General features: G+C 66.6%; 23 protein-coding genes and 1 pseudogene. 15 read left to right on the top strand and 9 right to left on the bottom strand.

Features of this window, described 5'->3' with window-relative positions; genetic code table 11:
• From C4N9_RS06990 to C4N9_RS06975, 4 genes are all read right to left on the bottom strand, one after another.
• Window positions 1–1,011: an ArsJ-associated glyceraldehyde-3-phosphate dehydrogenase gene (locus C4N9_RS06990; protein ID WP_109532605.1), complete on the bottom strand. Its 1,011-nt coding sequence runs from the start codon at window positions 1,009–1,011 to the stop codon at window positions 1–3.
• A gap of 10 nt (window positions 1,012–1,021) precedes the next feature.
• The gene (locus C4N9_RS06985) at window positions 1,022–1,852 is read right to left on the bottom strand and encodes a metalloregulator ArsR/SmtB family transcription factor (protein ID WP_109532604.1); all 831 of its coding nucleotides are present in this window, start codon (window positions 1,850–1,852) and stop codon (window positions 1,022–1,024) included.
• Window positions 1,853–1,919: 67 nt separating this feature from the next.
• Window positions 1,920–2,384, bottom strand: coding sequence for a nucleoside deaminase (locus C4N9_RS06980; RefSeq protein WP_109532603.1), 465 nt, complete (start codon window positions 2,382–2,384; stop codon window positions 1,920–1,922).
• Window positions 2,385–3,389 carry a zinc-binding metallopeptidase family protein gene (locus tag C4N9_RS06975; protein ID WP_109532602.1) on the bottom strand — a complete coding sequence of 335 codons (1,005 nt, stop codon included), beginning with the start codon at window positions 3,387–3,389 and terminating at the stop codon, window positions 2,385–2,387.
• Between the two features lie 119 nt (window positions 3,390–3,508).
• Here C4N9_RS06975 and C4N9_RS06970 point away from each other — a divergent pair, with 119 nt between their 5' ends.
• From C4N9_RS06970 to C4N9_RS06950, 5 genes are read left to right on the top strand one after another with little or no spacing between them, the layout of a single operon-like run.
• Window positions 3,509–4,522 (top strand): ligase-associated DNA damage response exonuclease, encoded by a 1,014-nt coding sequence (locus tag C4N9_RS06970; RefSeq protein WP_109532601.1) that lies wholly within the window; start codon window positions 3,509–3,511, stop codon window positions 4,520–4,522.
• The gene (locus C4N9_RS06965; RefSeq protein ID WP_109532600.1) at window positions 4,519–6,090 is read left to right on the top strand and encodes a cisplatin damage response ATP-dependent DNA ligase; all 1,572 of its coding nucleotides are present in this window, start codon (window positions 4,519–4,521) and stop codon (window positions 6,088–6,090) included. Before C4N9_RS06970 ends, C4N9_RS06965 begins: the two co-directional genes overlap by 4 nt.
• Window positions 6,087–8,465, top strand: coding sequence for a ligase-associated DNA damage response DEXH box helicase (locus tag C4N9_RS06960; RefSeq protein WP_109532599.1), 2,379 nt, complete (start codon window positions 6,087–6,089; stop codon window positions 8,463–8,465). The genes C4N9_RS06965 and C4N9_RS06960 overlap by 4 nt, the downstream gene beginning before the upstream one ends.
• The gene (gene pdeM / locus C4N9_RS06955) at window positions 8,462–9,121 is read left to right on the top strand and encodes a ligase-associated DNA damage response endonuclease PdeM (RefSeq protein ID WP_109532598.1); all 660 of its coding nucleotides are present in this window, start codon (window positions 8,462–8,464) and stop codon (window positions 9,119–9,121) included. The genes C4N9_RS06960 and pdeM overlap by 4 nt, the downstream gene beginning before the upstream one ends.
• Window positions 9,118–10,047, top strand: coding sequence for a YihY/virulence factor BrkB family protein (locus C4N9_RS06950; protein ID WP_109532597.1), 930 nt, complete (start codon window positions 9,118–9,120; stop codon window positions 10,045–10,047). Before pdeM ends, C4N9_RS06950 begins: the two co-directional genes overlap by 4 nt.
• A 1-nt stretch (window position 10,048) precedes the next feature.
• Here C4N9_RS06950 and C4N9_RS06945 read toward each other — a convergent pair whose 3' ends face one another.
• From C4N9_RS06945 to C4N9_RS06935, 3 genes are all read right to left on the bottom strand, one after another.
• Window positions 10,049–10,549, bottom strand: a complete 501-nt coding sequence (locus tag C4N9_RS06945) for a pyridoxamine 5'-phosphate oxidase family protein (RefSeq protein WP_109532596.1) — start codon at window positions 10,547–10,549, stop codon at window positions 10,049–10,051.
• A 127-nt stretch (window positions 10,550–10,676) separates the two neighbouring features.
• Window positions 10,677–12,578 carry a cation:proton antiporter domain-containing protein gene (locus tag C4N9_RS06940; RefSeq protein WP_109532595.1) on the bottom strand — a complete coding sequence of 634 codons (1,902 nt, stop codon included), beginning with the start codon at window positions 12,576–12,578 and terminating at the stop codon, window positions 10,677–10,679.
• A gap of 3 nt (window positions 12,579–12,581) precedes the next feature.
• Entirely contained in the window at window positions 12,582–13,178 is a 597-nt protein-coding gene (locus C4N9_RS06935; protein ID WP_109532594.1) for an NAD(P)H-dependent oxidoreductase, read from the bottom strand.
• A gap of 238 nt (window positions 13,179–13,416) precedes the next feature.
• On the opposite strand from C4N9_RS06935, the gene C4N9_RS06930 reads away from it, so the two are divergent.
• From C4N9_RS06930 to C4N9_RS06890, 9 genes are all read left to right on the top strand, one after another.
• Entirely contained in the window at window positions 13,417–14,967 is a 1,551-nt protein-coding gene (locus C4N9_RS06930; RefSeq protein WP_109532593.1) for a benzoate-CoA ligase family protein, read from the top strand.
• The gene (locus C4N9_RS06925) at window positions 14,964–15,776 is read left to right on the top strand and encodes an alpha/beta fold hydrolase (RefSeq protein WP_109532592.1); all 813 of its coding nucleotides are present in this window, start codon (window positions 14,964–14,966) and stop codon (window positions 15,774–15,776) included. The genes C4N9_RS06930 and C4N9_RS06925 overlap by 4 nt, the downstream gene beginning before the upstream one ends.
• Window positions 15,773–16,204, top strand: coding sequence for a DUF309 domain-containing protein (locus C4N9_RS06920; RefSeq protein WP_109532591.1), 432 nt, complete (start codon window positions 15,773–15,775; stop codon window positions 16,202–16,204). The genes C4N9_RS06925 and C4N9_RS06920 overlap by 4 nt, the downstream gene beginning before the upstream one ends.
• 138 nt (window positions 16,205–16,342) lie before the next feature.
• Window positions 16,343–18,001 carry a 2,3-epoxybenzoyl-CoA dihydrolase gene (boxC, locus tag C4N9_RS06915; protein ID WP_109532590.1) on the top strand — a complete coding sequence of 553 codons (1,659 nt, stop codon included), beginning with the start codon at window positions 16,343–16,345 and terminating at the stop codon, window positions 17,999–18,001.
• A gap of 98 nt (window positions 18,002–18,099) precedes the next feature.
• The gene (gene boxB, locus C4N9_RS06910) at window positions 18,100–19,551 is read left to right on the top strand and encodes a benzoyl-CoA 2,3-epoxidase subunit BoxB (protein ID WP_109532589.1); all 1,452 of its coding nucleotides are present in this window, start codon (window positions 18,100–18,102) and stop codon (window positions 19,549–19,551) included.
• Window positions 19,552–19,792: 241 nt separating this feature from the next.
• Window positions 19,793–20,974, top strand: coding sequence for a benzoyl-CoA 2,3-epoxidase subunit BoxA (gene boxA / locus C4N9_RS06905; RefSeq protein ID WP_109532588.1), 1,182 nt, complete (start codon window positions 19,793–19,795; stop codon window positions 20,972–20,974).
• Window positions 20,974–21,393: an acyl-CoA thioesterase gene (locus C4N9_RS06900; protein ID WP_109532587.1), complete on the top strand. Its 420-nt coding sequence runs from the start codon at window positions 20,974–20,976 to the stop codon at window positions 21,391–21,393. Before boxA ends, C4N9_RS06900 begins: the two co-directional genes overlap by 1 nt.
• A gap of 164 nt (window positions 21,394–21,557) precedes the next feature.
• Entirely contained in the window at window positions 21,558–22,475 is a 918-nt protein-coding gene (locus tag C4N9_RS06895; protein WP_109532930.1) for a helix-turn-helix transcriptional regulator, read from the top strand.
• The gene (locus C4N9_RS06890) at window positions 22,472–23,506 is read left to right on the top strand and encodes a 3-hydroxyacyl-CoA dehydrogenase family protein (protein ID WP_109532586.1); all 1,035 of its coding nucleotides are present in this window, start codon (window positions 22,472–22,474) and stop codon (window positions 23,504–23,506) included. The genes C4N9_RS06895 and C4N9_RS06890 overlap by 4 nt, the downstream gene beginning before the upstream one ends.
• Here the strand turns inward: C4N9_RS06890 and C4N9_RS06885 are convergent, their stop codons facing one another.
• Window positions 23,507–24,199 carry a helix-turn-helix transcriptional regulator gene (locus tag C4N9_RS06885; protein WP_109532585.1) on the bottom strand — a complete coding sequence of 231 codons (693 nt, stop codon included), beginning with the start codon at window positions 24,197–24,199 and terminating at the stop codon, window positions 23,507–23,509.
• A 45-nt stretch (window positions 24,200–24,244) separates the two neighbouring features.
• Here C4N9_RS06885 and C4N9_RS06880 point away from each other — a divergent pair.
• A pseudogene (locus C4N9_RS06880) lies at window positions 24,245–24,394 on the top strand (IS6 family transposase); the annotation flags it as partial.
• A 130-nt stretch (window positions 24,395–24,524) separates the two neighbouring features.
• Here C4N9_RS06880 and C4N9_RS06875 read toward each other — a convergent pair.
• On the bottom strand, window positions 24,525–24,734 hold a 210-nt coding region (locus C4N9_RS06875; protein ID WP_210403991.1), incomplete at its 5' end, for an electron transfer flavoprotein subunit alpha/FixB family protein.

The following is a 24,734-nucleotide window of genomic DNA, read 5'->3' as shown; positions in this document are numbered from 1 at the left end:
TCAGAGCGCGGCGGCGACCATGCGGGCGATGTCGCCCAGCCGGCAGGCATAGCCCCATTCGTTATCGTACCAGGCGTAGATCTTCACCTGCGTGCCGTTCACCACCATCGTCGAGGGCGCGTCGATGATCGACGAGCGCGGATCGTTGGTGAAATCGGACGAGACGAGGTGGCGCGTTTCGTAGCCGAGAATGCCCTTGAGCGGGCCCTCGGCGGCGGATTTGAACAGGGCGTTGACCGCGTCGGCGGTGGTTTCGCGCGCGACTTCGAAGACGCAATCGGTGAGCGAGCCGTTGAGCAGCGGCACCCGGACGGCGTGGCCGTTCAGCTTGCCCGCGAGTTCAGGGTAGATCAGCGTGATCGCCGTGGCCGAGCCGGTGGAGGTGGGGATCAGGTTGGTCAGCGCCGAGCGCGCGCGGCGCATGTCCTTGGCCGGGCGGTCGACGATGGTCTGGGTATTGGTCACGTCGTGGATCGTGGTGATCGAGCCGTGGCGGATGCCGAGGGCGTCGTGGATCACCTTGACCACCGGGGCGAGGCAATTGGTGGTGCAGGAGGCCGCGGTGACGATGGTGTGCTGCGCGGGGTCGTAGAGATCGTGGTTGATCCCGTAGACGAGGTTCAGCGCGCCGCCGTCCTTCACGGGGGCCGAGACCACGACTTTCTTCACCCCCGCGTCGAGATAGGGCTGCAGCTTGGCGCCGGTCTTGAACACGCCGGTGCAATCGATGACCAGATCGACGCCCATTTCGGCAAGCGGCAGGTCCTCGATCCGGCGATGGGCGGTCAGGCGCATCCGGGTGCCACCGATGCCGAGGCTGCCGTCGCCGGCCGTGATGGCGCGGGGCCAGCGGCCATGCACGCTGTCGAATTCCAGGAGCAGCGCGTGCTGTTCGGCATCGCCGGCCGGGTCGTTGAGCAGGACGATATCGCCCGCGATACCGCTGTCGACGAGATCGCGCAGGACGAGTTTACCGATCCGGCCGAGGCCGTTCAAAGCGATGCGGGGCATGGCGTTTCCTTCAGGTCAAAAGAGAGAGACGATCGACACCGTCCTGCAGCGCCAGCCGGTCGAGCGTGGCAAGCGGCAGCGCGGTGAAGGCGGTAATCCGGCGGTGCAGGGCGGCATAGGTGCGGGCGAAGGCCAGCGCGCGCTCGGCCTCGGTGCCTTCGGCGCGGGCGGGATCAGGCAGGCCCCAATGAGCCGAGATCGGCTGGCCGGGCCAGGGCGGGCAATCCTCGGACGCGGCGGAATCGCAGACGGTGAAGACGAAATCCAGCGCGGGCGCGCCCTGCTGGCGGAGTTCGCTGACCGGCTTCGCGCGCAGGCCCGTCACGTCGTGATCGTTGCGCCGGAGCAGGGTCAGCGTCATCGGATGGGGTTCGGCGCGGGGGGTCGTGCCGGCGGACAAGGCGCGGAACCGGCCCTGCCCGAGATCGCGCAGGATCGCTTCGGCCATCAGCGAGCGGGCGGAATTTCCGGTGCACAGGAAAAGCACGGTGAAGACGCGGTCCGAGGCATTCTCGGCAGGTTGGTCGGCCGAGTGCAGCGGGGACAAAAGCTGCGGCCGGCCGCGCCCGAGATCGAGCGCCAGGTAACCGACCAGCGCTTCGGTGCGGTCCATGGCGACGGCGTAGAACAGGTTGCGCCCCTGCCTTTCGGCGCGGACGAGCCCCGCGGCGGCAAGATCGGAGAGGTGATGCGACAGCGTGTTCGCCTTCAGATCGAGAGCCTCGGCGATTTCCGTCGGGCGCACGCCGCGCGGGGCGAAGCGCATGAGCAGCCGGAAAACCGCGAGGCGTCCGGGGTGACCGAGGGTCGAGAGAGCGTGGGCAGCGTCATTCGTTTCCATGATTCCGGAATACTGGAATCGTTTTCAGGACTCAAGTGACATTTCCATGACAGCGGGCGGCGGCGCGCTATTCCTGCCCGTCCTCGTAGAGGGTCAAGACCTTGTCTTCGAGCACCCCGCCCAGCGCCACGAAGGGGGTGTCCGGGCCCAGATAGTCGCCGAGGGTCAGATGCGGGAAGGCAAAGTAGCGCGGCGGGACGTTTTCCTGCCTGGCGGCAAAGATCACCCGGCCGATCCCGGCAAAGCGCATCGCGGCGAGGCACATTTCGCAGGGCTGGAGCGTGCTCAGAAGCGTGCAATCGGACAGATCGGCGCGACCGAGCGCGTCGGCAGCGCGGCCCAGCGCGACGATCTCGGCATGCAGGGTCGGGTTGTCGTGCAGGTGGACATGGTTCGTGCCCTCGGCGACGATGCGGCCGTCGCGCAGAAGCGCCGCGGAGATACCCGCCTTGCCCGGCTCGTGCGACGCTTCATGCGCGCGTGCGACAAGCTCCGCCATCGCGGCGCGTTCGGCTTCGGTGACATCGTCCATTCAGGCGACCTTCCGGGGTTCGACAAGCCGCGATCCGACGATCAGCCGGCGTATGGCGTCCATCTTCTCGATCACGGCCCCGTTCAGCACGAAAGGATAGAAGGTTTCGTGCCCCATGGCCTGATTGACGGCGTTGAGCGCGATCGACAGCTCGATCCAGGCTTCGGCCAGTCGCGCCATCGGCAGCGCCAGCAGGTCCGCCGGCTCGACCGGCAGGTCGGCCGGGATCAGGCCGAAAGCGCGGGCGGTTTCGATCCCGTCGAGCAGGTGCATCACATGCGCCCATGTCTCGGCGAAATCCTCCCACGGATGGGCGCTGGCATAGGCCGAGATGAACCGGTCTTCCCAGTCGGCGGGCGGCCCGTCTCGGTAATGCGCGGCCAGCGCCTCGCCGTAATCCTGCCGGTCATCGCCGAAAACCGCGCGCAGGGTCTCCAGCGCCCGGGGATCGGCCTCGGTCAGAAGGGCCCAGTAATGGTGGCCGACCTCGTGCCGGAAATGGCCCGACAGGGTGCGATAGGGCTCGCCCATGGCGCTGCGCATCGCTTCACGCTGGTCGTCGTCGGCTTCCTCGATATTGAGGGTGATGGTGCCGCTGTCATGCCCGGTCAGAACGCGCGGCCTGTCGGGATCGAGCGGATCGCCCTTCAGCTTGAAGACCGGGGCGGGCGCGCCCGTCGTGTCGCGCAGGGGCAGACCCATGTGGAACAGCGCGCGCATCACCGGCCGCTTTGCCGCCTCGATCCGGGCCCAGCGGTCCAGATTGCCCTCGACCCCCAGATCGGGGACGACGATCGTATGCGCGCAGGACAGGCACAGATCCTGTCCGTCTGCGGCGATCCAGTTGCAGCCGATGCTGTCGCGGTTGGCGCAGGGCACGGCATCGGGCGTGCTGGCCGAGAAACCGGCGCCCGGCTTGTAGATCAGCACGGTGCCGCAATTGAGACAGGCGGTATTCGAGAAGAACACTTCGTGCTGGCACGAAGGGCATCGAAAGCGGCGCATGGCAGACCTTGAGACTTGGTGACGGGGCACCAGTATAACACTGCCGGGGTGAAAAAGGTTTCACCGGGCGACGCGCCGGGCGGACGGGCCGTCGGGACGGGCGTTACAGACGGAAGATCATGCAGAGCGAGACCTTCACCCACCTGCTTCTGCCCCGCCCCGAGGGGCTGTATTGTCCCGCCGGCGATTTCCATATCGACCCGGTGCGCCCGGTGGCGCGCGCGCTCATCACCCATGGACACGCCGATCATGCACGGGCCGGGCACGATACGGTGCTGGCCTCGCGCCAGACGCTCGACATCATGGCGATCCGGTATGGCCCGGATTTCGCGCGGGTGACGCAGGCGGCCGAGGGGCGCATGGATCTGGGCGGCGTCGAGGTGAGCTTCCATCCCGCCGGCCATGTGCTGGGGTCGTGCCAGGTGGCTTTGCACCAGGGCGGCGTGACCGCCGTCGTGTCGGGCGATTACTCGCGCGTCGCGAACCCGGCCTGCGCGCCGTTCGAGCCCGTCCCCTGCGATCTGTTCGTGACCGAGGCCACCTTTGCCCTGCCGGTTTTCAAGCATCCCCCGCCGCAGGATGAAATCGCGCGCCTGCTGGCCTCGGTCCGGGCGTTTCCCGAGCGCGCGCATCTGGTCGGCGCCTATGCCCTGGGCAAGGCGCAGCGGGTCATCATGCTGCTGCGCGAGGCCGGCTATGACACGCCGATCTACATCCATGGCGCGTTGCAGCGGCTGTGCGAATACCACATCGAACAGGGCGTGAAGCTGGGCGACCTGCGCCCGGCCACGATGGACAAGGCCGAGGCGAAGACGCTGCGCGAGGCGGTGGTGATTGCGCCGCCCTCGGCCTTTGCCAGCCCGTGGGTGCAGCGTTTCACCGATCCGGTGGTGGGGTTCGCCTCGGGCTGGATGCAGATCCGGGGCCGGGTGCGCCAGCGCGGGGTCGAGATGCCGCTGGTCATTTCCGACCATGTCGACTGGCCCGACCTGACCGGCACGCTGCGCGAGCTGAATCCCGAGGAATTCTGGATCACCCATGGCCGCGACGATGCGCTGATGCGCTGGGCCGCGCTGGAACAGCGTCGCGCCCGCCCCCTGCATCTGGTGGGCTACGAGGACGAGGCGGAATGAAGCGCTTTGCCGATCTTCTGGAACGGCTGGCTTTCACGCCCGGGCGCAATGCAAAGCTGGCGCTGCTGGAGCGGTATTTCCGCGACACGCCCGACCCGGACCGGGGTTACGCGCTGGCCGCTCTCACTGGCGGGCTCGAAACCGGGCAGGCCAAGCCCGCGCTGCTGCGCGCGCTGGTGGCCGAGCGGGTCGATCCCGAGCTGTTCGCGCTGTCCTACGATTATGTCGGCGACCTGGCCGAAACCATCGCGCTGATCTGGCCCGAACGCGGCACGCCCCGCGACGTCCCGCTCTCCGAGGTCGTGGTCACCTTGTCGGGTGCCGGCAAGACCGAGTTGCCGGCGCTGATCGCGCGCTGGCTTGACCAGATGCGCCCGTCCGAGCGGTTTGCGCTCATCAAGCTGGTGACGGGCTCGCTGCGGGTCGGCATCTCGACCCGGCTGGCGCTGACCGGGCTTGCGCGGATCGGCACCGTCCCGCTTGACGAGATCGAGGAGCTCTGGTCGGGCTTCGAGCCGCCTTATGCCCCGCTTTTCGCATGGCTGGACGGCGGCCCGCGGCCCGAAGTGACGGCGAAAGCGCCGTTTCGCCCGGTCATGCTGTCGACCCCCGTGACCGAGGCCGACCTGCCCGCGCTTGACCCCGCAGCCTATGCCGCCGAGTGGAAATGGGACGGGATCCGCGTTCAGGCGGTATCCGAGGGTGGTGTGGCGCGGCTATATACCCGAACGGGCGAGGACATCTCGGGCTCGTTCCCCGATATCGTCGAGCGGATGCACTTCGACGGCGCGCTGGACGGCGAGTTGCTGATCCGCCGCGAGGGGCTGGTCGCCCCGTTCAGCGACCTGCAGAAGAGGTTGGGCCGGAAATCGCCGGGCAAGGCGATCATCGCCAGTCATCCCGCTGCGCTCAGGCTTTATGACGTGATGACATGGGACGGCGAGGATCTGCGCGCCCTGCCCTGGACCGAGCGGCGCGCGCGGCTGGAAGCGGCGGTCGCGGGACTGGACGATGCGCGCTTCGACGTTTCGGAACGACTGCCGTTTGGCGACTGGGACGCGCTTGCCTCTCTGCGCGCCGACCCGCCCGACGCGGTGATCGAGGGCGTGATGCTGAAGCGGCTGGACAGCCCCTATACCGCCGGGCGCCCGCGTGGCCCGTGGTTCAAGTGGAAGCGCGACCCGATGATCGTGGACGCCGTGATCCTCTATGCCCAGCGCGGGCATGGGAAACGCTCGGGCTTCTATTCGGATTTCACCTTCGGCCTTTGGGACGGCGACATGCTGGTGCCGGTGGGCAAGGCCTATTCCGGCTTCACGGACGAGGAACTGAACAGGCTCGACCGTTTCGTGCGCAACAACACCATCGACCGCTTCGGCCCGGTCCGGTCGCTGAAGGCCAGGCTGGTGGTCGAGGTGGCCTTCGAGGGGCTGAACCGCTCGACCCGGCACAAATCCGGCGTGGCGATGCGCTTTCCGCGCATCAGCCGCATCCGCTGGGACAAGCCGGCCGAGGAAGCCGACCGCCTGACCGCGCTGACCGACATCCTGGACGGGATGGGCGCATGAGCCTGCCCGCCCGTTTCCGCGACTGGTTCGCCGCGCGCGGCTGGCAGCCGCATCCGCACCAGCTGGCGCTGCTGGAGGCGACCGGGGACACGCTGCTGATCGCCCCCACCGGCGGCGGCAAGACGCTGGCGGGGTTCATGCCCTCGCTCGTCGACATGGAGGCGGGCGCAAAGGGGCTGCACACGCTTTATCTGTCGCCGCTGAAGGCGCTGACGGCGGATATCGCCCGCAACCTTGCCGCGCCGGTGACCGAGATGGGCCTGCCGATCCGCATCGAGGACCGCACCGGCGATACCTCCGGCACCCGACGCGCGCGCCAGCGGGTCGATCCGCCCCATATCCTGCTGACCACGCCCGAATCGCTGGCCCTGATGACCAGCTACCCGGAAGCGCCGAAGATCTTCGCCAGCCTGAAGCGCGTGGTGGTGGACGAGATCCACGCGCTGGCGGAATCGAAGCGCGGCGATCAGACCATGCTGGGCATTGCCCGGTTACGCTCGCTGGCGCCGGGGATGCGCGTGACGGGCCTGTCCGCCACCGTCTCGGACCCGCAGGCGCTGGCGGCGTTCATGGGTGGCGCGCGGATCCTGCGCGCCGATCCCGGCCCCGCGCCCGATATCGCGATGCTGCCGACCAGCGCCGCGCCGCCCTGGGCCGGGGGGAATGCCCATTACGCGGTGCCCGACGTGATGGCGGCGGTCGCGCAGGCCCGGATGACGCTGATCTTCGTCAATACCCGCGCGCAGGCCGAGCTGTTCTTTCAGCAGCTCTGGGAATCGAACCCCGAGAACCTGCCCATCGGGCTGCACCATGGCTCGCTCTCGCGCGAGGCGCGGCAACGGGTCGAACAGGCGATGGCCCAGGGGGCGCTCAGGGCCGTGGTCTGCACCGGCTCGCTGGACCTGGGCATCGACTGGGGCGATGTGGATCTGGTGCTGCAGGTCGGCGCGCCCAAGCTGGTGACGCGGCTGGTGCAACGGATCGGGCGGTCGAACCACCGGTACGACGCGCCGTCCCGCGCCCGGCTGGTGCCCGCCAACCGCTTCGAGGTGATCGAAAGCGTGGTCGCGCTGGAAGCCGTCGAGGCACGCGATCTGGACGGGCAACCGCATGGCGCCGGGCCGCTGGACGTGCTGTGCCAGCATATCCTGCTGACCGCCTGCGCCGGACCGTTCGAGGCCGACAGCCTGTTCGAGGAATTCCGAAGCGCCGGCCCCTATCGCGGTCTCAGCCGCGCCGATTTCGATGCCTGTCTCGATTTCTGCGCCACGGGGGGCTATGCGCTGAAAGCTTATGACCGCTGGCAGCGGCTGATGGAGCGCAAGGGCCTGTGGTACCTGCGCGACCCGCGCGCGGCAAAGCTGATCCGCATGAATATCGGCACGATCACCGATCCCGAGCAGCTGAATGTCCGCATGGCCCGCTCGCGCGGCGGCGCGCCGCTCGGCACGGTCGAGGAAAGCTTCGCCGCCTCGCTGGAACCCGGCGACACGTTCCTGATCGGCGGGCGCGTCGTCGCCTTCGAGCGCCTGCGCGAAATGGTGGTCGAGGTGCAGAACACCCCGCGCAAACAGCCGCGCATCGCCGTCTATAGCGGCGTGAAGATGGCCAGCAGCCTGCAGGTCTCGCACCGGGTGCAGGCGCTGATCGGCGACCCCGCGCAGTGGCACCGCCTGCCGCCCGGGATCCGCGACTGGCTGGAAACGCAGCGCCGCCTGTCGATCCTGCCGCGCGACGGCGTGCTGGCCTGCGAGACGTTCGCGCGCGGCGGACAGTGGTATCTGACGATCTGGGGCTTCGCCGGACGCAACGCGCACCAGACGCTGGGCCTGCTGATCTCGCGCCGGATGGAGGCGATGGGGCTGGGTCCCCTGGGGTTCGTCACCACCGATTACGCGCTGATGATCTGGTCTGTCGATCCGGTGGACGATCCCGCGCCGCTGCTCAATGCCGAAAGCCTGCGCGACGGGTTCGACGACTGGCTGGCCAACAATTCGCTGATAAAACGCACATTCCGCAGCGTGGCGACCATCGCGGGGCTGATGCAGCGCAACCTGCCCGGACAGCGACGCTCGGGCAAGCAGGCGACCTTTTCCTCGGACATCATCCATGACACGTTGCGCAGGCACGACCCCGACCACCTGCTGTTGCGGATCACCCGCGACGAGGCGCGGCGGGGTCTGGTGGATTACGACCGGATCGAGGACATGCTGCGCACCAATCCCCTCATCGACCACGCCCGAGCGCCGCATGTCACGCCGCTTTCGGCGCCACTGCTGCTGGAAATCGGACGCGTGTCGGTCGATGGCGAGGGACGCGAGAGGATGATGGAACGCGAGGCCGGGCGCCTCATGGCCGAGGCGGGGATGGCATGACGCAACCGCTGACCTTTGCCGGGCAGGCCTTCGAGGCCCGGCCCTCGGGCGCGCTTTGGTGGCCCGCGCTGCGCTGGCTGATCGTCGCGGATCTGCATCTGGGCAAATCCGCCCGGATGGCCGCGCGGGGTGGCGCGCTGCTGCCGCCGCACGAAACCCAAGACACGATCGACAAGCTGGCGGCCGAGCTGGCGGCTCTGCCCGTCGCGCGTGTCGTATCGCTGGGCGACGCCTTCGAGGACCACGCCGCACCCGACGCGCTGTCCGTGGGTGACACCGCGCGGCTTGCGGAACTGGCCGCGGGGCGCGACTGGGTGTGGATCACCGGCAACCACGACCTGCGGGCACGACCGGGATTCGGCACCGTTACTTCGGAAATAAACGAAAAAGGCCTGACCCTGAGACATATCGCCGAGACAGGCCCCGATATCAGCGGCCATTACCACCCCAAGGCCCGGCTTGCGGGACGCGCGCGCCCGGCCTTCCTTGTCGGTGCGGATCACCTGATCCTCCCCGCCTTCGGCACCTATACCGGCGGTCTCGATTGCGAGCGCGCGCCGCTCAGCACGCTGATCGGGCCCGGGCTGGCGCTGCTCTGCGGGTCGAAGATCCTGTCGCGCCCGATCGGGCAGCCAAGCCAGCGGCGTCGCGCATGAGGGTCGGACTTGCCATGCCGCCGCGCAATTCCCGCTGGCGCCTGATCCGGCAGGTCATCGGCCGGATGTACAACGAAATGGTCACCGACCAGATCGGGCTTCTGGCTGCGGGGATCGCGTTCTATGCGCTGCTGGCGATCTTTCCGGCGATGGGCTCTGTCCTGGCGCTGCTGGGCATTTTCTTCACGCCCGAGGAAATCACCGGCCCCGTCGCCACCGCCACCGCCGGGATGCCGCCCAGCGCGGCGCAACTGATCGTCGATCAGGCGAATTCCGTCGTCGCCGCGGACAATTCCTCGCTGGGTCTGGCGGCGGGCATCGGGCTTTTCGTCGCGCTTTATTCCACGGCGCGCGGAATGCGCCATCTGGTTCAGGGGCTCAACGTCGCCTTCGACCGGGTCGAAAGACGCAATTTCTTCATGCTCTGGACCACGATCGTGATCCTTGCCGTCTTCGTCATTTCCGGCGTGCTTCTGGGCATGGGCGCCATCGCCGTGATCCCGGCCCTGCTCAAGATCGTGCCGCTGGACCTGAACCTGCAAGGCTGGATCTCGCTCGCCCGCTGGGTGGTGCTTTTCACCATCTCGACGATCGGCATCGCGGTGATCTATCGCTACGGCCCCGACCGTCGCCACCATCGCTGGCACTGGACGTTGCCCGGCGCGGTCGTCGCCTGCCTGCTCTGGGTCATCGCCTCGGCCGGGTTCTCGCTCTATGCCGAGAATTTCGCCAGCTACCAGCGGAGTTTCGGTGCCCTCACCGGGGTGATCGTGCTGCTCACATGGCTCTGGCTGTCAGCCTATGTACTGTTGCTGGGGGCCGAGCTGAACGCCGCGCTCGAAGCGGTGATCCACGCGCGGCAGGACGACGAGGCCAAGACCCCGCCGTCCACCGCCACGGATGAGCGTCTCCCGGCGGACCGATAGTTCAGAAGCGCAGGATCGTATGCGCGCCGACATCGGGGGTCTTGTCCTCGTCCATGTTGGCCTTGAGGATCTCGAAGCCGAACTTCACCTTGCTGTCGGTGGAACCCCAGAGCGCCGCATCGACCAGATCAAAGCGCAGCATGGTCAGCTTGGGATCGTCCTTTCCGCCCTGGAACCACGCGCCCGCGACGGGCGACCAGTATTCGTCCAGCTTGGCACGGTCGAGATCCTCGGTCAGGTGACCCTTGATGCAGGCGTCGAAGCCGTGCTCCTGATCGGTCACGCAGAACTTCGCGGGCGCACCGGATTTCAACTCGCGGACAAGATCGGTATCCTTCGAGGTAAGAAACCAGATGCGGTTCGCTTCCCAGTCGGGGAAATGGGTCATCGGCTGCATGTGCTGCGACGAGCCGTCGACGCCCAGCATGCCGGCACGCACCTTTTCCAGCCCGTCCTGCAGCGCTTCGCGCGGATGGGCCACGATGGAGGCATAGGCATTCATCGTCTGTCCTTTCATTCATTGAGAGTTGAACAGACAACGCGGGGCAGGCCGGGCTGTTCCGGCCCGGGCCACAACCTGTGGTCATTTAATCGTGTCCGGTGCCGGGGCGGAAAATCCCGGCGACGGGTCAGCCGTCCGACCGCACGGCGTCGGCCTTCGTGTCGTCCGGCGTGGGCGGGGTCCAGCCGCGCGTGCTGCGCTCGTGATAGGCGCCCATCGGGGCGCCCAGAACGGTGTCCGTCATCAGCGTGCGCGCCATCTTCACATAGGCTTCGTTCTGGGTATCGGGAACATCCGGTTTCCACAGCTGCGCCAGTTCATAGAGCGCGTGCCGGTCGGCGGAAACGAAGGCGCGCGCCGTCCTTTCGGCCTGAAACGGGTGCATTCCCAGCGCTTCGAGCGCCGAGCGACCGGTGCGCACCGAGCTGTCGAACGTGTCGCGGATGATGTCGCGGCAACCGGCCGAGTACAACCGGTAGACATGCCGCCGGTCCATCGCCCGCGCGATGATATGCACATGCGGATAGGTCTGGTGGACATGGTGGACGATGGCTTCGGCCTGATCCTTGTCGTCGATGGCCACGACCAGCAGCTTCGCTTCGGCGATGCCCGCGGCATGCAACAGGTCCGGTCGGCTGGCATCGCCGAAGAACGCCTGCACGCCATAGGTCCGGAGCATGTCGAGCTGCGCTGCGGAATGGTCCAGAACCGTGGTCTGATACCCTGCCGCCAGCAGCATCCGGTTGACGATGCCGCCGAACCGCCCGTGCCCGGCGATGATCGCCAGCCCCTTCGGCGTGATCTCGTCCGCGTCGCGCTCGACCGGGCGGTGAAAGCGCGGCTGGATCACCCGGTCGTAGAGGATGAACAGCCCCGGCGTCAGCATCATCGACAGCGTGATGATCAGCGTCAGCCGGGGGGCGATGTCGTCGGGCAGCACGAAGCTCGACACCGCGAACGAGGTCAGCACGAACCCGAACTCGCCCGCCTGTGCCAGTCCCAGGCCGAACAGGTACTTGTCGGCGCCCCGCACGCGGAACACCATCGCCAGCGCCATCAGCACCGCCGCTTTCGCCACCATCACCGCGACGGTGGCACCGAGGATGAAGAACAGCTCGTCCCACAGAAGCCCGAAATTGATCGCCGCCCCCACGGTCATGAAGAACAGGCCCAAAAGCAGCCCACGGAACGGGTCGATATCGGATTCCAGCTCGTGCCGGTATTCGCTGTTGGCCAGCACCACCCCGGCCAGGAACGTGCCCAGGGCGGGCGACAGGCCGACCATCGTCATCAGCAGCGCGATGCCCACCACGAAGGCCAGCGCGGTGGCCACGAAGATCTCGCGCAAGCGGGCATGGGCGATGTAGCGAAAGACGGGCCGGGTCAGGAACATGCCCCCTGCGACCACCAGCGCGATCGCCCCCGCCGTGACCAACGCGACCTGCCAGCCGGCCATGTCGGCCACGATCGACAGCGAGGCGCCGTGCTCTTCGCCGCCATGCGGATGATGCGCGCCGGGCATCGCCAGAAGCGGGATCAGCGCCAGGATCGGGATCACCGCAATGTCCTGAAACAGCAGGACCGAGAAACTCGCCTGCCCGCCATCTCCGCGCATCAGCCCCTTTTCATTCAGCGTCTGCAGCACGATCGCGGTCGAGGACATGGCCAGAATGAGCCCGATGGCCAGCGCCATGCGCATATCCATGCCGAACAGGACCAGAACCCCGAAGATCAGGGCCGTGGTGCCCGCGACCTGAAGCCCGCCCAGTCCCATCAGCCGGTTGCGCAGGGCCCAGAGCCGTTTCGGCTCAAGCTCGAGCCCGACCAGAAACAGCATCATCACCACGCCGAACTCGGCGAAGTGCTGGATCGAGACGACATCGACCTCCAGCAGCGTCAGAACCGGACTCAGCGCGATCCCGGCGATCAGGTAGCCCAGCACCGAGCCAAGCCCCGCCAGCGAGGCCAGCGGCACCGCCGCAACCCCGGCAGCAAGGAACAGAAAGGCGAGGATCAGGAAATCGGACATGGCTCAGGCACTTTCGGTCAGCGGCAGGGTGTCGTGGGTCAGGATGTCTTGCGCCTCGGCCCGGGCCAGATCCAGCCGGTCGTCGCGCAGCGCGGCGAGATAGCGCGCGAAACCCTCGGCATGGGCTTCGGGATCGGCTTTCAGCGCCCCGTGCAAGACATAGGGCGCAGGAAAGCGCATCTGCGCCAGCCGCGCGGTCTGTTCGAACGGGGTCAGGAAGGTGCGCAGCTCGTAATGCTGATAGCCTTCGGGCCGGTAGGCCTCCTGCGGGCCGCCCGCGGTAACCGCCAGCGCCAGAACCTTGCCCTTCAGCTTGTCGCCGTTCTGACCATAGGCGAAACCGTGTTCCCAGGTCAGGTCCAGCCATTCCTTGACCAGCGCGGGGCAGGAATACCAGAAGATCGGAAACTGCAGCACGATGATGTCGTGATCCAGAAGGCGCTGCTGCTCTTCCCCGATATCGATGTCATAGCGGGGATATTCCGCGTACAGGTCCAGTCGGCTGATCCCGGTCAGCGCGCGAGAGGCCCGCAGCATCGCCCGGTTGGCGCGCGACGAGGACGGCGCCGGATGCGCGGCGATATGCAGAAGTCGGGGCATGACGGGGTCCTGAACTGCGCCGGGAACAAGCTTTCAGGACACTTTGGCGGCGAAAATCGGGGCGGGCAATGCCGCGCGTGCGACGCCGGCTCGCGCCCAAAACGTCCTGTGCAAAAAAATGCACATGTCGGATAAGCCGCTTGCATTCGGATGCAAAAGTTGCACTATATAGCATAGCGGCGACGCGACTCGCGTCCGGCCTGAGGAGAGGCCGTGCCCGCGCGGGAGGAGAGCCAGCATGAACGAAAACGCAGCCGTCTATTTCGTGGACCGCCACCTGGACGAAGGCCGGGCAGCCAAGACCGCCTTCCGCGAGGCTGACGGCGCCCAACGCAGCCTGACCTATGGCGCGCTGGCAGAACAGGCCGCGCGGTTCGGCGGAGCGCTGGAGCGGCATGGCGTGCGGCGCGAAGAACGCGTGGCGATGATCGTGCGCGACCAGATCGAGTTTCCGGTCGTGTTCTGGGGCGCGCTGAAAGCGGGCGCGATCCCGGTGCCGCTGAACACGCTGCTATCGGCTTCGGTCTACGAAACGATCCTGAACGACAGCCGGGCGTCGATCCTCGTCGTGTCGGAACAGCTCTGGGACACCGTCAAACCGGCCATCGACGGCAACCGCTTCCTGCGCGCGGTCGTGGTGATCGGCGAAGCGCGCGATTGCGACGGCAAGGAATGCGTAAGCTTCGATGCCTTCATGGACGGCGCGCATCCCGTCGAGACGGTCGACGCGCATGGCGACGAACTGGCCTTCTGGCTGTATTCCTCAGGCTCGACGGGTGTGCCGAAGGGCGTGCGCCACGTTCATTCCAGCCTGAAAGCCACCTCGGACACGTTCGGCGCGCAGGTTCTGGGCATCTGCGAGGACGACACCGTGTTTTCCGCGGCGAAGCTGTTCTTCGCCTACGGGCTGGGCAACGGCATGTCCTTTCCGATGTCGGTGGGCGCCACCACGATCCTGTTCGGCGGCCGCCCCACGCCCGACGCGGTGTTCGACATCCTCGCCCGCGAGAAACCGACGATCTTCTGCGGCGTGCCCACGCTTTACGCGGCGCTGGTTGCCGCGCAGGAAAAGGCGGGCACCGCGCCCGTCCATTGCGTGCGGCTCTGCACCTCGGCGGGCGAAGCGCTGCCGCGCGATATCGGCGAACGGTGGGAAAAGCTCTGGGCGGCCGAGATCGTCGATGGCGTCGGCTCGACCGAGATGCTGCATATCTTCCTGTCCAACCGTCCGGGCGACATCGCCTATGGCACGTCGGGCATCGCGGTCCCGGGCTACGAGGTCCGGCTGGTCGACGAGCATGACGAGGACGTGGCCGAGGGCGATGTCGGCGAGCTTCTGGTTCGCGGGCCGTCCAGCGCCGAAGGCTACTGGAACCGCCGTTCGAAAAGCATGAGCACGTTCCAGGGGCACTGGACGCGCACCGGCGACAAGTACGAGCGCACGAAGGACGGCCGCTTCGTCTATTGCGGACGCACGGACGACATGTTCAAGGTCTCGGGCATCTGGGTCAGCCCGTTCGAGGTGGAACAGGCGCTGGTGGAATATCCCGGCATCCTGGAAGCCGCCGTCGTCGCCCGCGCCGATGACAAGGACCTGATCAAGCCCGCCGCCTTCATCGTGCTGAAAGAGGGCGCCGAGATCGACACCGACGCGCTGAAAGAGCATGTGAAGGCGAAGATCGGGATGTGGAAATACCCGCGCTGGGTTTCGGTGGTGGACGAGCTTCCCAAAACCGCTACCGGCAAGATCCAGCGCTTCAAACTGCGCACACCGGAGCCTGCCGAATGATCGACTGGAACGCTGGAAAAGGCCGCTTCACCGCAGGCGGCAAGGAACTGGAATGGGCCTGCTGGGGCGACCGCGACGCGGGCCCGGTGATCGTGCTGCTGCACGAGGGGCTGGGATCGCTGGCGCTGTGGCGGGACTTCCCCGAGAAACTGGCGCAGGCGACGGGACTGGGCGTCTTTGCCTTCTCGCGCGAGAATTACGGCCAGTCGGAAGCGGGCGACCTGCCCTTCCCGATCGATTACATGACCCGTCAGGCGACGGGCGTGATCCCCGACGTGCTGGATCAGATCGGCGCCGGCAGCGTGATCCTGATGGGCCATTCCGACGGTGCGACCATCGCGCTGGAATATGCCGGCCGGGTCGAGGACTTCCGCACCCGGGGCATTGTGCTGATGGCACCGCATGTCTTCACTGAAGAGATGGGACTGGCGGAAATCGCCCGCGCGGGCGCCGTCTTCGGCCCCGACATGGCGGCCAGGATGGGCAAGTACCACCGCGACCCGGAAGCCACCTTCCGGGGCTGGAACGAGGCGTGGCTCAACCCCGATTTCAAGCGCTGGGACGTCAGCGAGGTCATCGATTACCTGCGCGTTCCCGCGCTGGTGATCCAGGGCCATCAGGACCAGTACGGCACGATGAAACAGGTGGACGAGATCGCCACCCGCTCTTACGCGCCCGTCGATGTGCTGGCGCTCGACGATTGCCGCCACGCACCGCATGTCGACCAGCCGCAGGCGGTTCTGGATGCGGTTTCGTTCTTCGCGCAGCGGCTCATGGCGCATGAAGCGGCCATGCCCGAAGGCGCATGATCGACTTTCCCGGCGCGCCGCATCTTCCGGGCCGCAACGCGCGCCCGGACGAGGCGGTCTTCGCCCCTCTGCGCGCCGGGCTCGACAGCGACGACCCCGTGCGTCTGGCGCAAAGCCCAGCCTTTGATGCAGGGTTCAAGGCCTTTGCGGCCCGCTATTACTGGGAAGCGCACGAGTTCTGGGAACCCGTCTGGATGGCCCTGCCCCCGGCCAGCGCGGAACGCCATCTTGTGCGCGGCCTGATCCAGCTGGCCAATGCGGCGCTGAAGGCCCGGATGGGACGCGCGCGAGCAGCCGCACGGATCCTGCCGCTGGCCGATGCCGCGCTGGCCGAGGCGTTCGGCGCCGGTAACACCGCCCCGATGGGCGTGACGCGGACCCGAATCGCATCGCTGCGCCAGCAAGTCGAGAAAGAAAGTGCACTATAGTGCTATTTTTGCGTGACAAGACGCACAAGATAGGCGATATGATGCATTGAAACGGCCAATTTAGGTATTTACCGCTCACCTCGTCGGCATTATTGTGCAATCCACAAGGCAGCCGGCGGATTCCAGGGAGGACCCCCAGTGACCAAGCGAATCGACTTCCAGACCAACCCGTCCATGTATCGCCACTGGCGCGTGGATTATGACGGCGACGTCGCCAACCTGACCATGGATGTCGACGAGAATGGCGGGCTGTTCGACGGCTACCAGCTTAAGCTGAACAGCTACGATCTGGGTGTCGATATCGAGCTGGCGGATGTCGTGCAGCGCATGCGCTTCGAGCATCCCGAAGTGAAGGTCGTGGTGATGCGCTCGGGCAAGGACAAGGTGTTCTGCGCCGGCGCCAATATCCGCATGCTGGGCGGCGCCAGCCATGCCCACAAGGTGAACTTCTGCAAATTCACCAACGAGACCCGCAACACGTTCGAAGCCGCCGAAGCCGATTCGGGCCAGAAATACGTCGCCGCCGTGAAAGGCGCTTGCGCCGGGGGCGGCTACGAGCTGGCGCTGGCCTGCAACCACATCATGCTGGTCGATGACAGCACCTCGTCCGTGGCCCTGCCCGAAGTGCCGCTTCTGGCCGTGCTGCCCGGCACCGGCGGGCTGACGCGCGTCACCGACAAGCGCAAGGTGCGCCGCGACCTGGCGGATATCTTCTGCTCGCTCGAAGAAGGCATCAAGGGCAAGCGTGCCAAGCAATGGCGGCTGGTGGACGAGGTCGTCGCGACCTCGAAATTCGACGAGACGGTCGCCGAGCGCGCGAAGGAATTCGCGGCCGCCTCGGACAAGGCCACCGGCACCGGCATCGCGCTGAACCCGCTCAAGAAAACCATCGATGACAACGGCTCGATCCATTACTCGCTGGTCGAGGTCGACGTTGACCGCGAAGGCCGCAAGGTCACGATCACGCTGAACGGCCCCGACCGCGACGTGCCCGCCTCGACCGAGGCGCTGGAGGCCGAGGGCGATCAGTCCTGGATGCTGCGGCTCGCGCGGGAATTCGACGACGCGATCCTGGAGCTGCGCCTCAACGAGATGGAGCTGGGCCTTGTCGTGTTCCGCACGCAGGGCGATCCCGAGGCCGTGCTGGCGCATGAAGCCTTCATGCTGGCCAACAAGGACCACTGGCTGGCGGGTGAGATCCTGCAATACTGGAAACGTGTCCTGAAGCGCGTCGACGTCACCTCGCGCTCGCTGGTGGCGCTGGTCGAGAACGGCTCGTGCTATGCGGGCTTCCTGGCCGAACTGCTCTGGGCCTCGGACCGCAGCTACATGATGGACGGCGAGTTCGACGGCGACAACCGCCCGGTCGCCACCGTGACGCTGTCGGACGGCAATTTCGGCCCCTTCCCGATGGGTAACGACCTGACCCGCCTGGAGACCCGCTTCCTGGGCGAGCCCGAGGCGGTCGGGACGCTCAAGGGCAAGCTGGGCGAAGCGATGGAAGCCGAGGACGCGATGGAGGCGGGGCTTGTGACCGAAGCCTTCGACGATATCGACTGGGAAGACGAGATCCGCATCTTCATGGAAGAACGCGCCTCGTTCAGCCCTGACGCGATGACCGGCATGGAAGCGAACCTGCGCTTCGCCGGCCCGGAAACGATGGAGACCCGGATCTTCGGCCGGCTGACCGCGTGGCAGAACTGGATCTTCAACCGCCCGAACGCCACCGGCACCGACGGCGCGCTGCAGCGCTACGGCACGGGCGTGCGCGGCGACTACAACATGCAGCGCGTGTGACGCAGCGGTGCGTGCGAGCACGCACCCTACAACGTCAGCGCAAACGGACAACACTGTAGGGTGCGTGATTGCACGCACCATCCCCTGGAGGAGAACCCATGATCGACCTCATCAATGTCAGCTACGACACCCAGATCCCCAACAATGTGGGCCTGTCGTCGGACAAGCGCGTGCTGAAGGCGCTGGAGAAATGGCATCCCGGTTACATCAACTGGTGGAACGACCTGATCCCGCAGAACTTCCAGAAGAGCATGGTCTACCTGCGCACCGCCGTTTCGGTTGACCCCAAAGGCTGGGCCAAGTTCGACTACGTCAAGATGCCGGAATACCGCTGGGGCGTTCTGCTGGCACCCGAGGTCGAGGGCCGTGTCATTCCCTGCGGCGAGCATATGGGCCAGCCCGCGTGGCAGGAAGTTCCGGGCGAATACCGCAACATGCTCAAGCGCCTGATCGTGATCCAGGGCGATACCGAGCCGGGCTCGGTCGAGCAGCAGCGCTTCCTCGGCCTGACCGCGCCGTCGCTCTACGACATGCGCAACCTGTTCCAGGTCAACGTCGAAGAGGGCCGTCACCTGTGGGCGATGGTGTACCTGCTGCAGAAATACTTCGGCAAGGACGGTCGCGAAGAGGCCGATGACCTGCTGGTCCGTTCCTCGGGGTCGGAAGAGGCGCCGCGCATGCTGGGCGCCTTCAACGAGGAAACGCCCGACTGGCTGTCCTTCTTCATGTTCACCTATTTCACCGACCGTGACGGCAAGATGCAGCTCGAATCGCTCGCACAATCGGGCTTCGACCCGCTGTCGCGCACCTGCCGCTTCATGCTGACCGAGGAAGCGCACCACATGTTCGTGGGCGAAACCGGCGTGGGCCGCACGATCGAAAAGACCTGCGAGGTGATGAACGCCAACGGCATCACCGACCCCTATGACATCGACAAGATCCGCGATCTGGGCGTCATCGACCTGCCGACGATCCAGAAGAAGCTGAACCTGCATTACACGCTGTCGCTCGACCTGTTCGGTCAGGAAGTCTCGACCAATGCCGCCAACGCGTTTAACGCGGGCATCAAGGGCCGCTACATGGAGCACCGGCTGAAAGACGACCACCAGCTGAAGAACGACACCTACCCGGTGTGGGATTTCGTCGACGGCAAGCTGGTGCGCCACGAAGTGCCGGCGTTGACCGCGATAAACATGCGCCTGCGCGACGATTACACCCGCGATGCGGCGGGCGGTGTCGGCCGCTGGAACAAGATCATCGAGAAAGCCGGGATCGAGTTCGAACTGAAGCTGCCGCATGAAAGCTTCCACCGCCAGATCGGCGTGTTCTCGGGCAAGACCTTCGACCCCGATGGCAACCTTCTGTCGGGCGAAGAATACGACAAGCGCAAGAACGACTGGCTGCCGACCCATGCCGATGGCGATTTCATCCAGTCGCTGATGAAGCCTGTGACCGAGCCCGGTCAGTTCGCCAGCTGGATCGCCCCGCCGAAAGTCGGCATCGACAACAAGCCCGGCGACTTCGAGTATGTGAAACTGTACATGGCCTGAGGCCGATGGTGGGAAGACATCCCACCCTTGCGGGGCGGAGACCCGAGCGTCTCCGCCCCGACAGCAAGGCACACGGAAGGGAGGTCCCGATGCCCGTCGAACGCACTGCCCTTGACGCCAAGCGCCATGCCCTCAAGCCAGGTTCCTGTCTCGGCTGCCCCGATTGCACCGGGCGCTGCTGGAGCCTCCTCGAACTGAACCGTCTGCCCGAGACGGTGCTGCACACCCGGAAGCCAAGCGCATGAACAAGCCCCTCAAACAGCACCTGATCGACCCCGAAATCTGCATCCGCTGCTATACCTGCGAGATGACCTGTCCGGTCGAGGCGATCACCCATGACGACAACAACGTCGTCGTCGATGCCGAGAAATGCGATTTCTGCATGGATTGCATCCCGGTCTGCCCGACGGGTTCGATCGACGAATGGCGGGTGGTGGAAACGCCCTATTCGCTGGACGAACAGTTCGAATGGGACGAGCTGCCGGCGCAGGAAGAAATCGGCGAGGCCTCGGGCGTCGAGGCGCTTGACGACGCGATGGCCGCGCTGCTGGCCGAGGCCCATGCCGGCGCCGGCGGCAAGTCGAAAGCGCCCGCGAGCGCGGCGAAACCCTCGGTGAACCTGTACAATCTGGGCAAACCCGCGACCGCGCGGGTGACCGGCAATTACCGCCTGACCTCCGAGGAATCGGGGTCGGACGTGCGCCACATCATCCTCGATTTCGGCGCCCAGCCCTTTCCGGTGCTCGAAGGCCAGTCGATCGGCATCATCCCCCCCGGCACCGATGCCGACGGCAAGCCGCATCTGCCGCGTCTCTATTCCGTCAGCTCGCCGCGCGACGGCGAACGGCCCAATTACAACAACCTCTCGCTGACCGTGAAGCGTGAGGAAAAGGGCCTGTGCTCGAACTATGTCTGCGACCTGAAGATCGGCGACGAGATCAAGGTCACCGGCCCGTTCGGCGCGACCTTCCTGATGCCCGAAGACCCCGCAGCCCGCTTGCTGATGGTCTGCACCGGCACCGGCTCGGCACCGTTCCGCGCCTTCACCATGCGGCGTCAGCGGTCGAAAGCCGGCGGCGCGGGCGACATGACGATGTTCTTCGGGGCGCGCACGCCCGACTCGCTGCCCTATTTCGGCCCCTTGGGCAAAGTGCCCGAGCAGCTGCTGAAAAAGCACCTCGTCTTCAGCCGTCAGCCCGGCCAGCAGAAGGAATATGTCCAGCACCGGATGATGAACGAAGAAGAGGCCCTGGCCGATCTTCTGGCCGATCCGAAGACGCATATCTATATCTGCGGTCTGCGCGGCATGGAGCAGGGCGTCGAGGAAGCGTTCCGCTCGATCAGTGAAAGCACCGGCCAATCCTGGGATGCCACGCGCGACGCGATGCGCGACGAGGGCCGCTACCACGTCGAAACCTACTGATGGCCTATCAGCACAAGATCCGCGTCGCGTGGGGCGATTGCGACCCGGCGAATATCGTCTACACGGCGCGGATCCCGTGGTTCGCGCTGGATGCGATCAATGGCTGGTGGGAAGAGAAGTTCGGCGGCGGCTGGTACCAGATGGAGATGGACCACGGCTTCGGCTCGCCCTTCGTCAACATGAACCTCGATTTCCGCGCGCCGATCACGCCCCGCCACCGGCTGATCTGCGAGGTCGCGCCGACGCGCCTGGGCCGGACCTCGATCGACTGGCGGGTGGTCGGGCGCCAGGACGGCGTGACCTGTTTCGAAGGGCGTTTTACCTGCGTCTTCACCGATGCGCGCAGCTTCACCAAGGCCCCGCCCCCCGACGAGGTAAAGGCCCTGATCGAAGCGCATCTCGAACCCTCAGCAGAATAGTGCAGAACGTCCCCCACGCTGCCCCGTTGCCTATTGTTAGGGCCAGACGCATCGCCTAGGGTTATGCATTATTGTTCCGTCCGGTGCGATCCGTGCAGCGTCGTCGCGCTGAACTTGTGCCGGACATCGCCGATACACCCGTTCCCGCCTGGCCTGCCGACCCCATGTCCGAGATCACCAACTTTCGCGGCGAAGCCGTCTCAGCCGATACCGGAAGCCTGGGCGAAGACGCCGCGCGGGCGCTGATCCTGCGCGTGGGCGAACGGGTGCGCAAGGCGCGTGAGCTGAAGGGCATTCCGCGCCGCGTGCTGTCGGAATCCTCGGGCGTGTCGCCGCGTTACCTGGCGCTGCTGGAAGCGGGCGAAGGCAATATCTCGATCGGGCTTCTGCAGCGTGTGGCCGATGCCTTGGACCACCGGATCGAATGGCTGGTCGGCGAAGAAGACCCGTGGACCTCCGAGGCAATACAGGTGGCCGACCTTTATCGCCGCGCTCCGAACGACCGCCGCGCGAAGGTGCTCGAAATCCTCTCGCCGCAGCCCGAGGCCACGGCGCGTCGTCACCGGATCGCGCTGATCGGCCTGCGCGGCGCCGGAAAATCGACGCTGGGCATGATGGCGGGCGACGCGCTGGGCCTGCCTTTCGTGGAACTCAACCGCGAGATCGAGGATCAGGCGGGGATGCCCGTGAACGAGGTGATGGCCTTTTACGGACAGGAAGGCTACCGCCGGCTGGAGGCGCAGGCGCTGGGCCGCATCATCGCCACGCACGATTCGATGATCCTGGCCGTTGCAGGGGGCATCGTGTCCGAGCCCGAGACCTACAAGACGCTGCTGGGCCATTTCCACACGATCTGGATCAAGGCAAGCCCGTCGGAACACATGGCGCGCGTGCGGGAACAGGGCGATCTGCGCCCCATGGCCGGCAATCCCGAAGCGATGGACCAGCTCAAGTTCATCCTGACCAGCCGCGAGACGCTCTACGATCAGGCGCGCGCCAAACTGGACACGTCCGGGCGCAGCATCGACGAGTCCGTCTCCGACCTTCTGGCCCTGATCGACGAGCGCGGCTTCCTGTCTTGACCCCTTCCGAACACCTCGCCGCGATCCGCGCCCGGCTGTCGCAGGGCGAGGCGATGGCGCTTACCCGCGCCGCCGTCGCAGGGGGCAGCCCGCAGGCGCTCGGGCTGGCCGTGGCAATGGTCACGGCGGGCGCCGAGGTCACGCTGATCGAAGCCGATGACTGGGGCCTGACCCGCGCCCGCGATGCGCTGATCCGGGCCGGGCGACTGGACGGGATCACGCTGACGACCGACAGCGCCGCAGCGGAGGGCGCGGAGGTCATCGTCGAAGCGTCCGAGGGCGATATCGGCCTGCGGCTGGCCCTGCTGAGCGAGATGGCGCGTACCGCCCCCGACGCGCTGCGCGTCAGCCTGGGCCCCGGCGTCAATCTTGGCGCGCTGAAGGACGGGTTGCGCGGACCTGTCGCGCTGATCGATACCGATGCCCCGCCGCCCGCCATCGACCTGATCGAGATCGCCAAGGGCTCGGACCCGCGCGCGTCGGGTTTCGCCCGCGCGCTGGGGGCGCTGCCGGTCATCGTGCCGCTGTTTCTGGGCGCGAAGCTGATCGCCGCGCTTGAAGACGAGGCCGAGGCGCTGGTGTTCCAGGGCTCGACCCCGTGGGAGGTCGACGCCGCCGCCGAGGCCTACGGCTTCGCGCTGGGCCCCTGTGCCGCGCAGGATCTGCGCGGGCTCGACCGCGCCCGTGCGCGTCACCGCGTCACGGGCCACGACCTGCCCGTGCTGGACCGGATGGTTCAAGAGGGACGGCTCGGGCGCAAGGCGGGCGTCGGCTGGTATCGCTATCCCGGCGGCGGCGGGCGCGTGATCGATCCGCTGATCGAGGATCTGGCCCGCGAGGAGGCGCATTTCGCCGGTTTCTCCCCGCGCGAGATCCCTGAGTCCGAGATCCGGCGCCGCCTGATCGGCGCCCTGATCCGCGCGGGACATGCCCTGAGGGTCGAACCCGCCATGGTCGACCTGGTCTCGGTTCTGGCCTGCGGTTTTCCCGCGGCGAAAGGCGGCGTGCTGTTCGACGCCGCGCCGCGCTGATCAGTCACCGGCGCGGCAAAGCGCGAAGAGCGCGCTGCGCGATGTGAGGCCCAGCTTCAGATAGGCGCGCTTGCGATAGGTCGTCACCGTCGCCGCCGACAATCCCATGTCGTGCGCAATCGCGTCGGCGGTCTGCCCTGCAAGGATCCCCAGGCAGACATCGCGCTCGCGCGCGCTCAATCCCGACAGCGCGGCATAGCGGTCGACCGGCGCCGCCTCGAAATGCCGCGCGACGAGCAAGGCCAGCAGATCGGCCAGATCGGCATCAATGGCCCCGTCTTCCGCCTCGTAGAGATTGACGATCAGCCGCCGCCCGGTTCCCGCACACAGAACCGCCGTCTTGCCCGCAAGCCCCGGCGCGTCGAAGAAGATCCGCCGGTAATCGGCAGCCATCCCCGCCGTGTCCGGTCGCACGCGCAACACACGGCGCCGGCCCGGCGCCAGCCGCCGCAGAGCGGGCAGAAGCGGGTCGCGGCGAAACCAGCCGTTCAGGTATTCCGCCGCCAGGATTTCGGCCATGCCGGGCGCGGCGTAATTGCGCGACATCAGGCAGCGCGCGCCGGTGGCGCCGATCTCGAACACCATCAGCTGGCGCGCGCCGGTCGCCTCGGCCAGAGCCTCCAGCGCCGGGGCAAAGCCCGCGCCGCCCAGCGCGTCCAGACAGGCAACCGTCAGGCGATGTGTGCTGCTCATCCTGCCCCCTTTTTCAGGGGACATACATGGCGCAGCGCGGGCGGTAAACGGATCACAGGCCCGATGATGGGCTTCAAGGCTCTCCATTCGGCTGAAGCGACTATCGCTGGCATCGAGGCGGCTCACATGATCCGCAAGGATCAAATTCCCGCCAATGGCGCCAACGCTATCGAGACTATCGCCGCACCGGCAGCGCAAGTGTGTCGGCCGGTCAGCCTGACTCGGCTAGTTGCAAAGTTTGCGACACAACCTAGACAATCGCCGCCGGATCACAGTCGCCGAACAGCACGGACCGCGTCGCCAAGGTCTTAGATGTCCATTGCGCTCACAGCTTTTCGGTCAGTTCGGGGACGATGGTGAACAGGTCGCCCACGAGGCCGTAATCGGCGACCTGGAAGATCGGGGCTTCCTCGTCCTTGTTGATCGCCACGATCACCTTCGAATCCTTCATCCCCGCCAGGTGCTGGATCGCGCCCGAGATGCCCACCGCCACGTAGAGGTCCGGCGCCACGACCTTGCCGGTCTGGCCCACCTG

The sequence above is a fragment of the Pararhodobacter marinus genome (genome assembly GCF_003122215.1).
GTDB lineage: Bacteria > Pseudomonadota > Alphaproteobacteria > Rhodobacterales > Rhodobacteraceae > Pararhodobacter > Pararhodobacter marinus.
The sequence above is the reverse complement of the archived record's forward strand: the minus strand, read 5'-3'. Positions and strand labels throughout refer to the sequence as shown.

Bases quoted from the DNA above. Each gene is read 5' to 3' on its own strand.
- C4N9_RS06990 (WP_109532605.1), bottom strand. From the start codon at position 1,011: ATGCCCCGCATCGCTTTGAACGGCCTCGGCCGGATCGGTAAACTCGTC.
- C4N9_RS06985 (WP_109532604.1), bottom strand. From the start codon at position 1,852: ATGGAAACGAATGACGCTGCCCACGCTCTCTCGACCCTCGGTCACCCC.
- C4N9_RS06980 (WP_109532603.1), bottom strand. From the start codon at position 2,384: ATGGACGATGTCACCGAAGCCGAACGCGCCGCGATGGCGGAGCTTGTC.
- C4N9_RS06975 (WP_109532602.1), bottom strand. From the start codon at position 3,389: ATGCGCCGCTTTCGATGCCCTTCGTGCCAGCACGAAGTGTTCTTCTCG.
- C4N9_RS06970 (WP_109532601.1), top strand. From the start codon at position 3,509: ATGCAGAGCGAGACCTTCACCCACCTGCTTCTGCCCCGCCCCGAGGGG.
- C4N9_RS06965 (WP_109532600.1), top strand. From the start codon at position 4,519: ATGAAGCGCTTTGCCGATCTTCTGGAACGGCTGGCTTTCACGCCCGGG.
- C4N9_RS06960 (WP_109532599.1), top strand. From the start codon at position 6,087: ATGAGCCTGCCCGCCCGTTTCCGCGACTGGTTCGCCGCGCGCGGCTGG.
- pdeM (WP_109532598.1), top strand. From the start codon at position 8,462: ATGACGCAACCGCTGACCTTTGCCGGGCAGGCCTTCGAGGCCCGGCCC.
- C4N9_RS06950 (WP_109532597.1), top strand. From the start codon at position 9,118: ATGAGGGTCGGACTTGCCATGCCGCCGCGCAATTCCCGCTGGCGCCTG.
- C4N9_RS06945 (WP_109532596.1), bottom strand. From the start codon at position 10,549: ATGAATGCCTATGCCTCCATCGTGGCCCATCCGCGCGAAGCGCTGCAG.
- C4N9_RS06940 (WP_109532595.1), bottom strand. From the start codon at position 12,578: ATGTCCGATTTCCTGATCCTCGCCTTTCTGTTCCTTGCTGCCGGGGTT.
- C4N9_RS06935 (WP_109532594.1), bottom strand. From the start codon at position 13,178: ATGCCCCGACTTCTGCATATCGCCGCGCATCCGGCGCCGTCCTCGTCG.
- C4N9_RS06930 (WP_109532593.1), top strand. From the start codon at position 13,417: ATGAACGAAAACGCAGCCGTCTATTTCGTGGACCGCCACCTGGACGAA.
- C4N9_RS06925 (WP_109532592.1), top strand. From the start codon at position 14,964: ATGATCGACTGGAACGCTGGAAAAGGCCGCTTCACCGCAGGCGGCAAG.
- C4N9_RS06920 (WP_109532591.1), top strand. From the start codon at position 15,773: ATGATCGACTTTCCCGGCGCGCCGCATCTTCCGGGCCGCAACGCGCGC.
- boxB (WP_109532589.1), top strand. From the start codon at position 18,100: ATGATCGACCTCATCAATGTCAGCTACGACACCCAGATCCCCAACAAT.
- boxA (WP_109532588.1), top strand. From the start codon at position 19,793: ATGAACAAGCCCCTCAAACAGCACCTGATCGACCCCGAAATCTGCATC.
- C4N9_RS06900 (WP_109532587.1), top strand. From the start codon at position 20,974: ATGGCCTATCAGCACAAGATCCGCGTCGCGTGGGGCGATTGCGACCCG.
- C4N9_RS06895 (WP_109532930.1), top strand. From the start codon at position 21,558: ATGTCCGAGATCACCAACTTTCGCGGCGAAGCCGTCTCAGCCGATACC.
- C4N9_RS06885 (WP_109532585.1), bottom strand. From the start codon at position 24,199: ATGAGCAGCACACATCGCCTGACGGTTGCCTGTCTGGACGCGCTGGGC.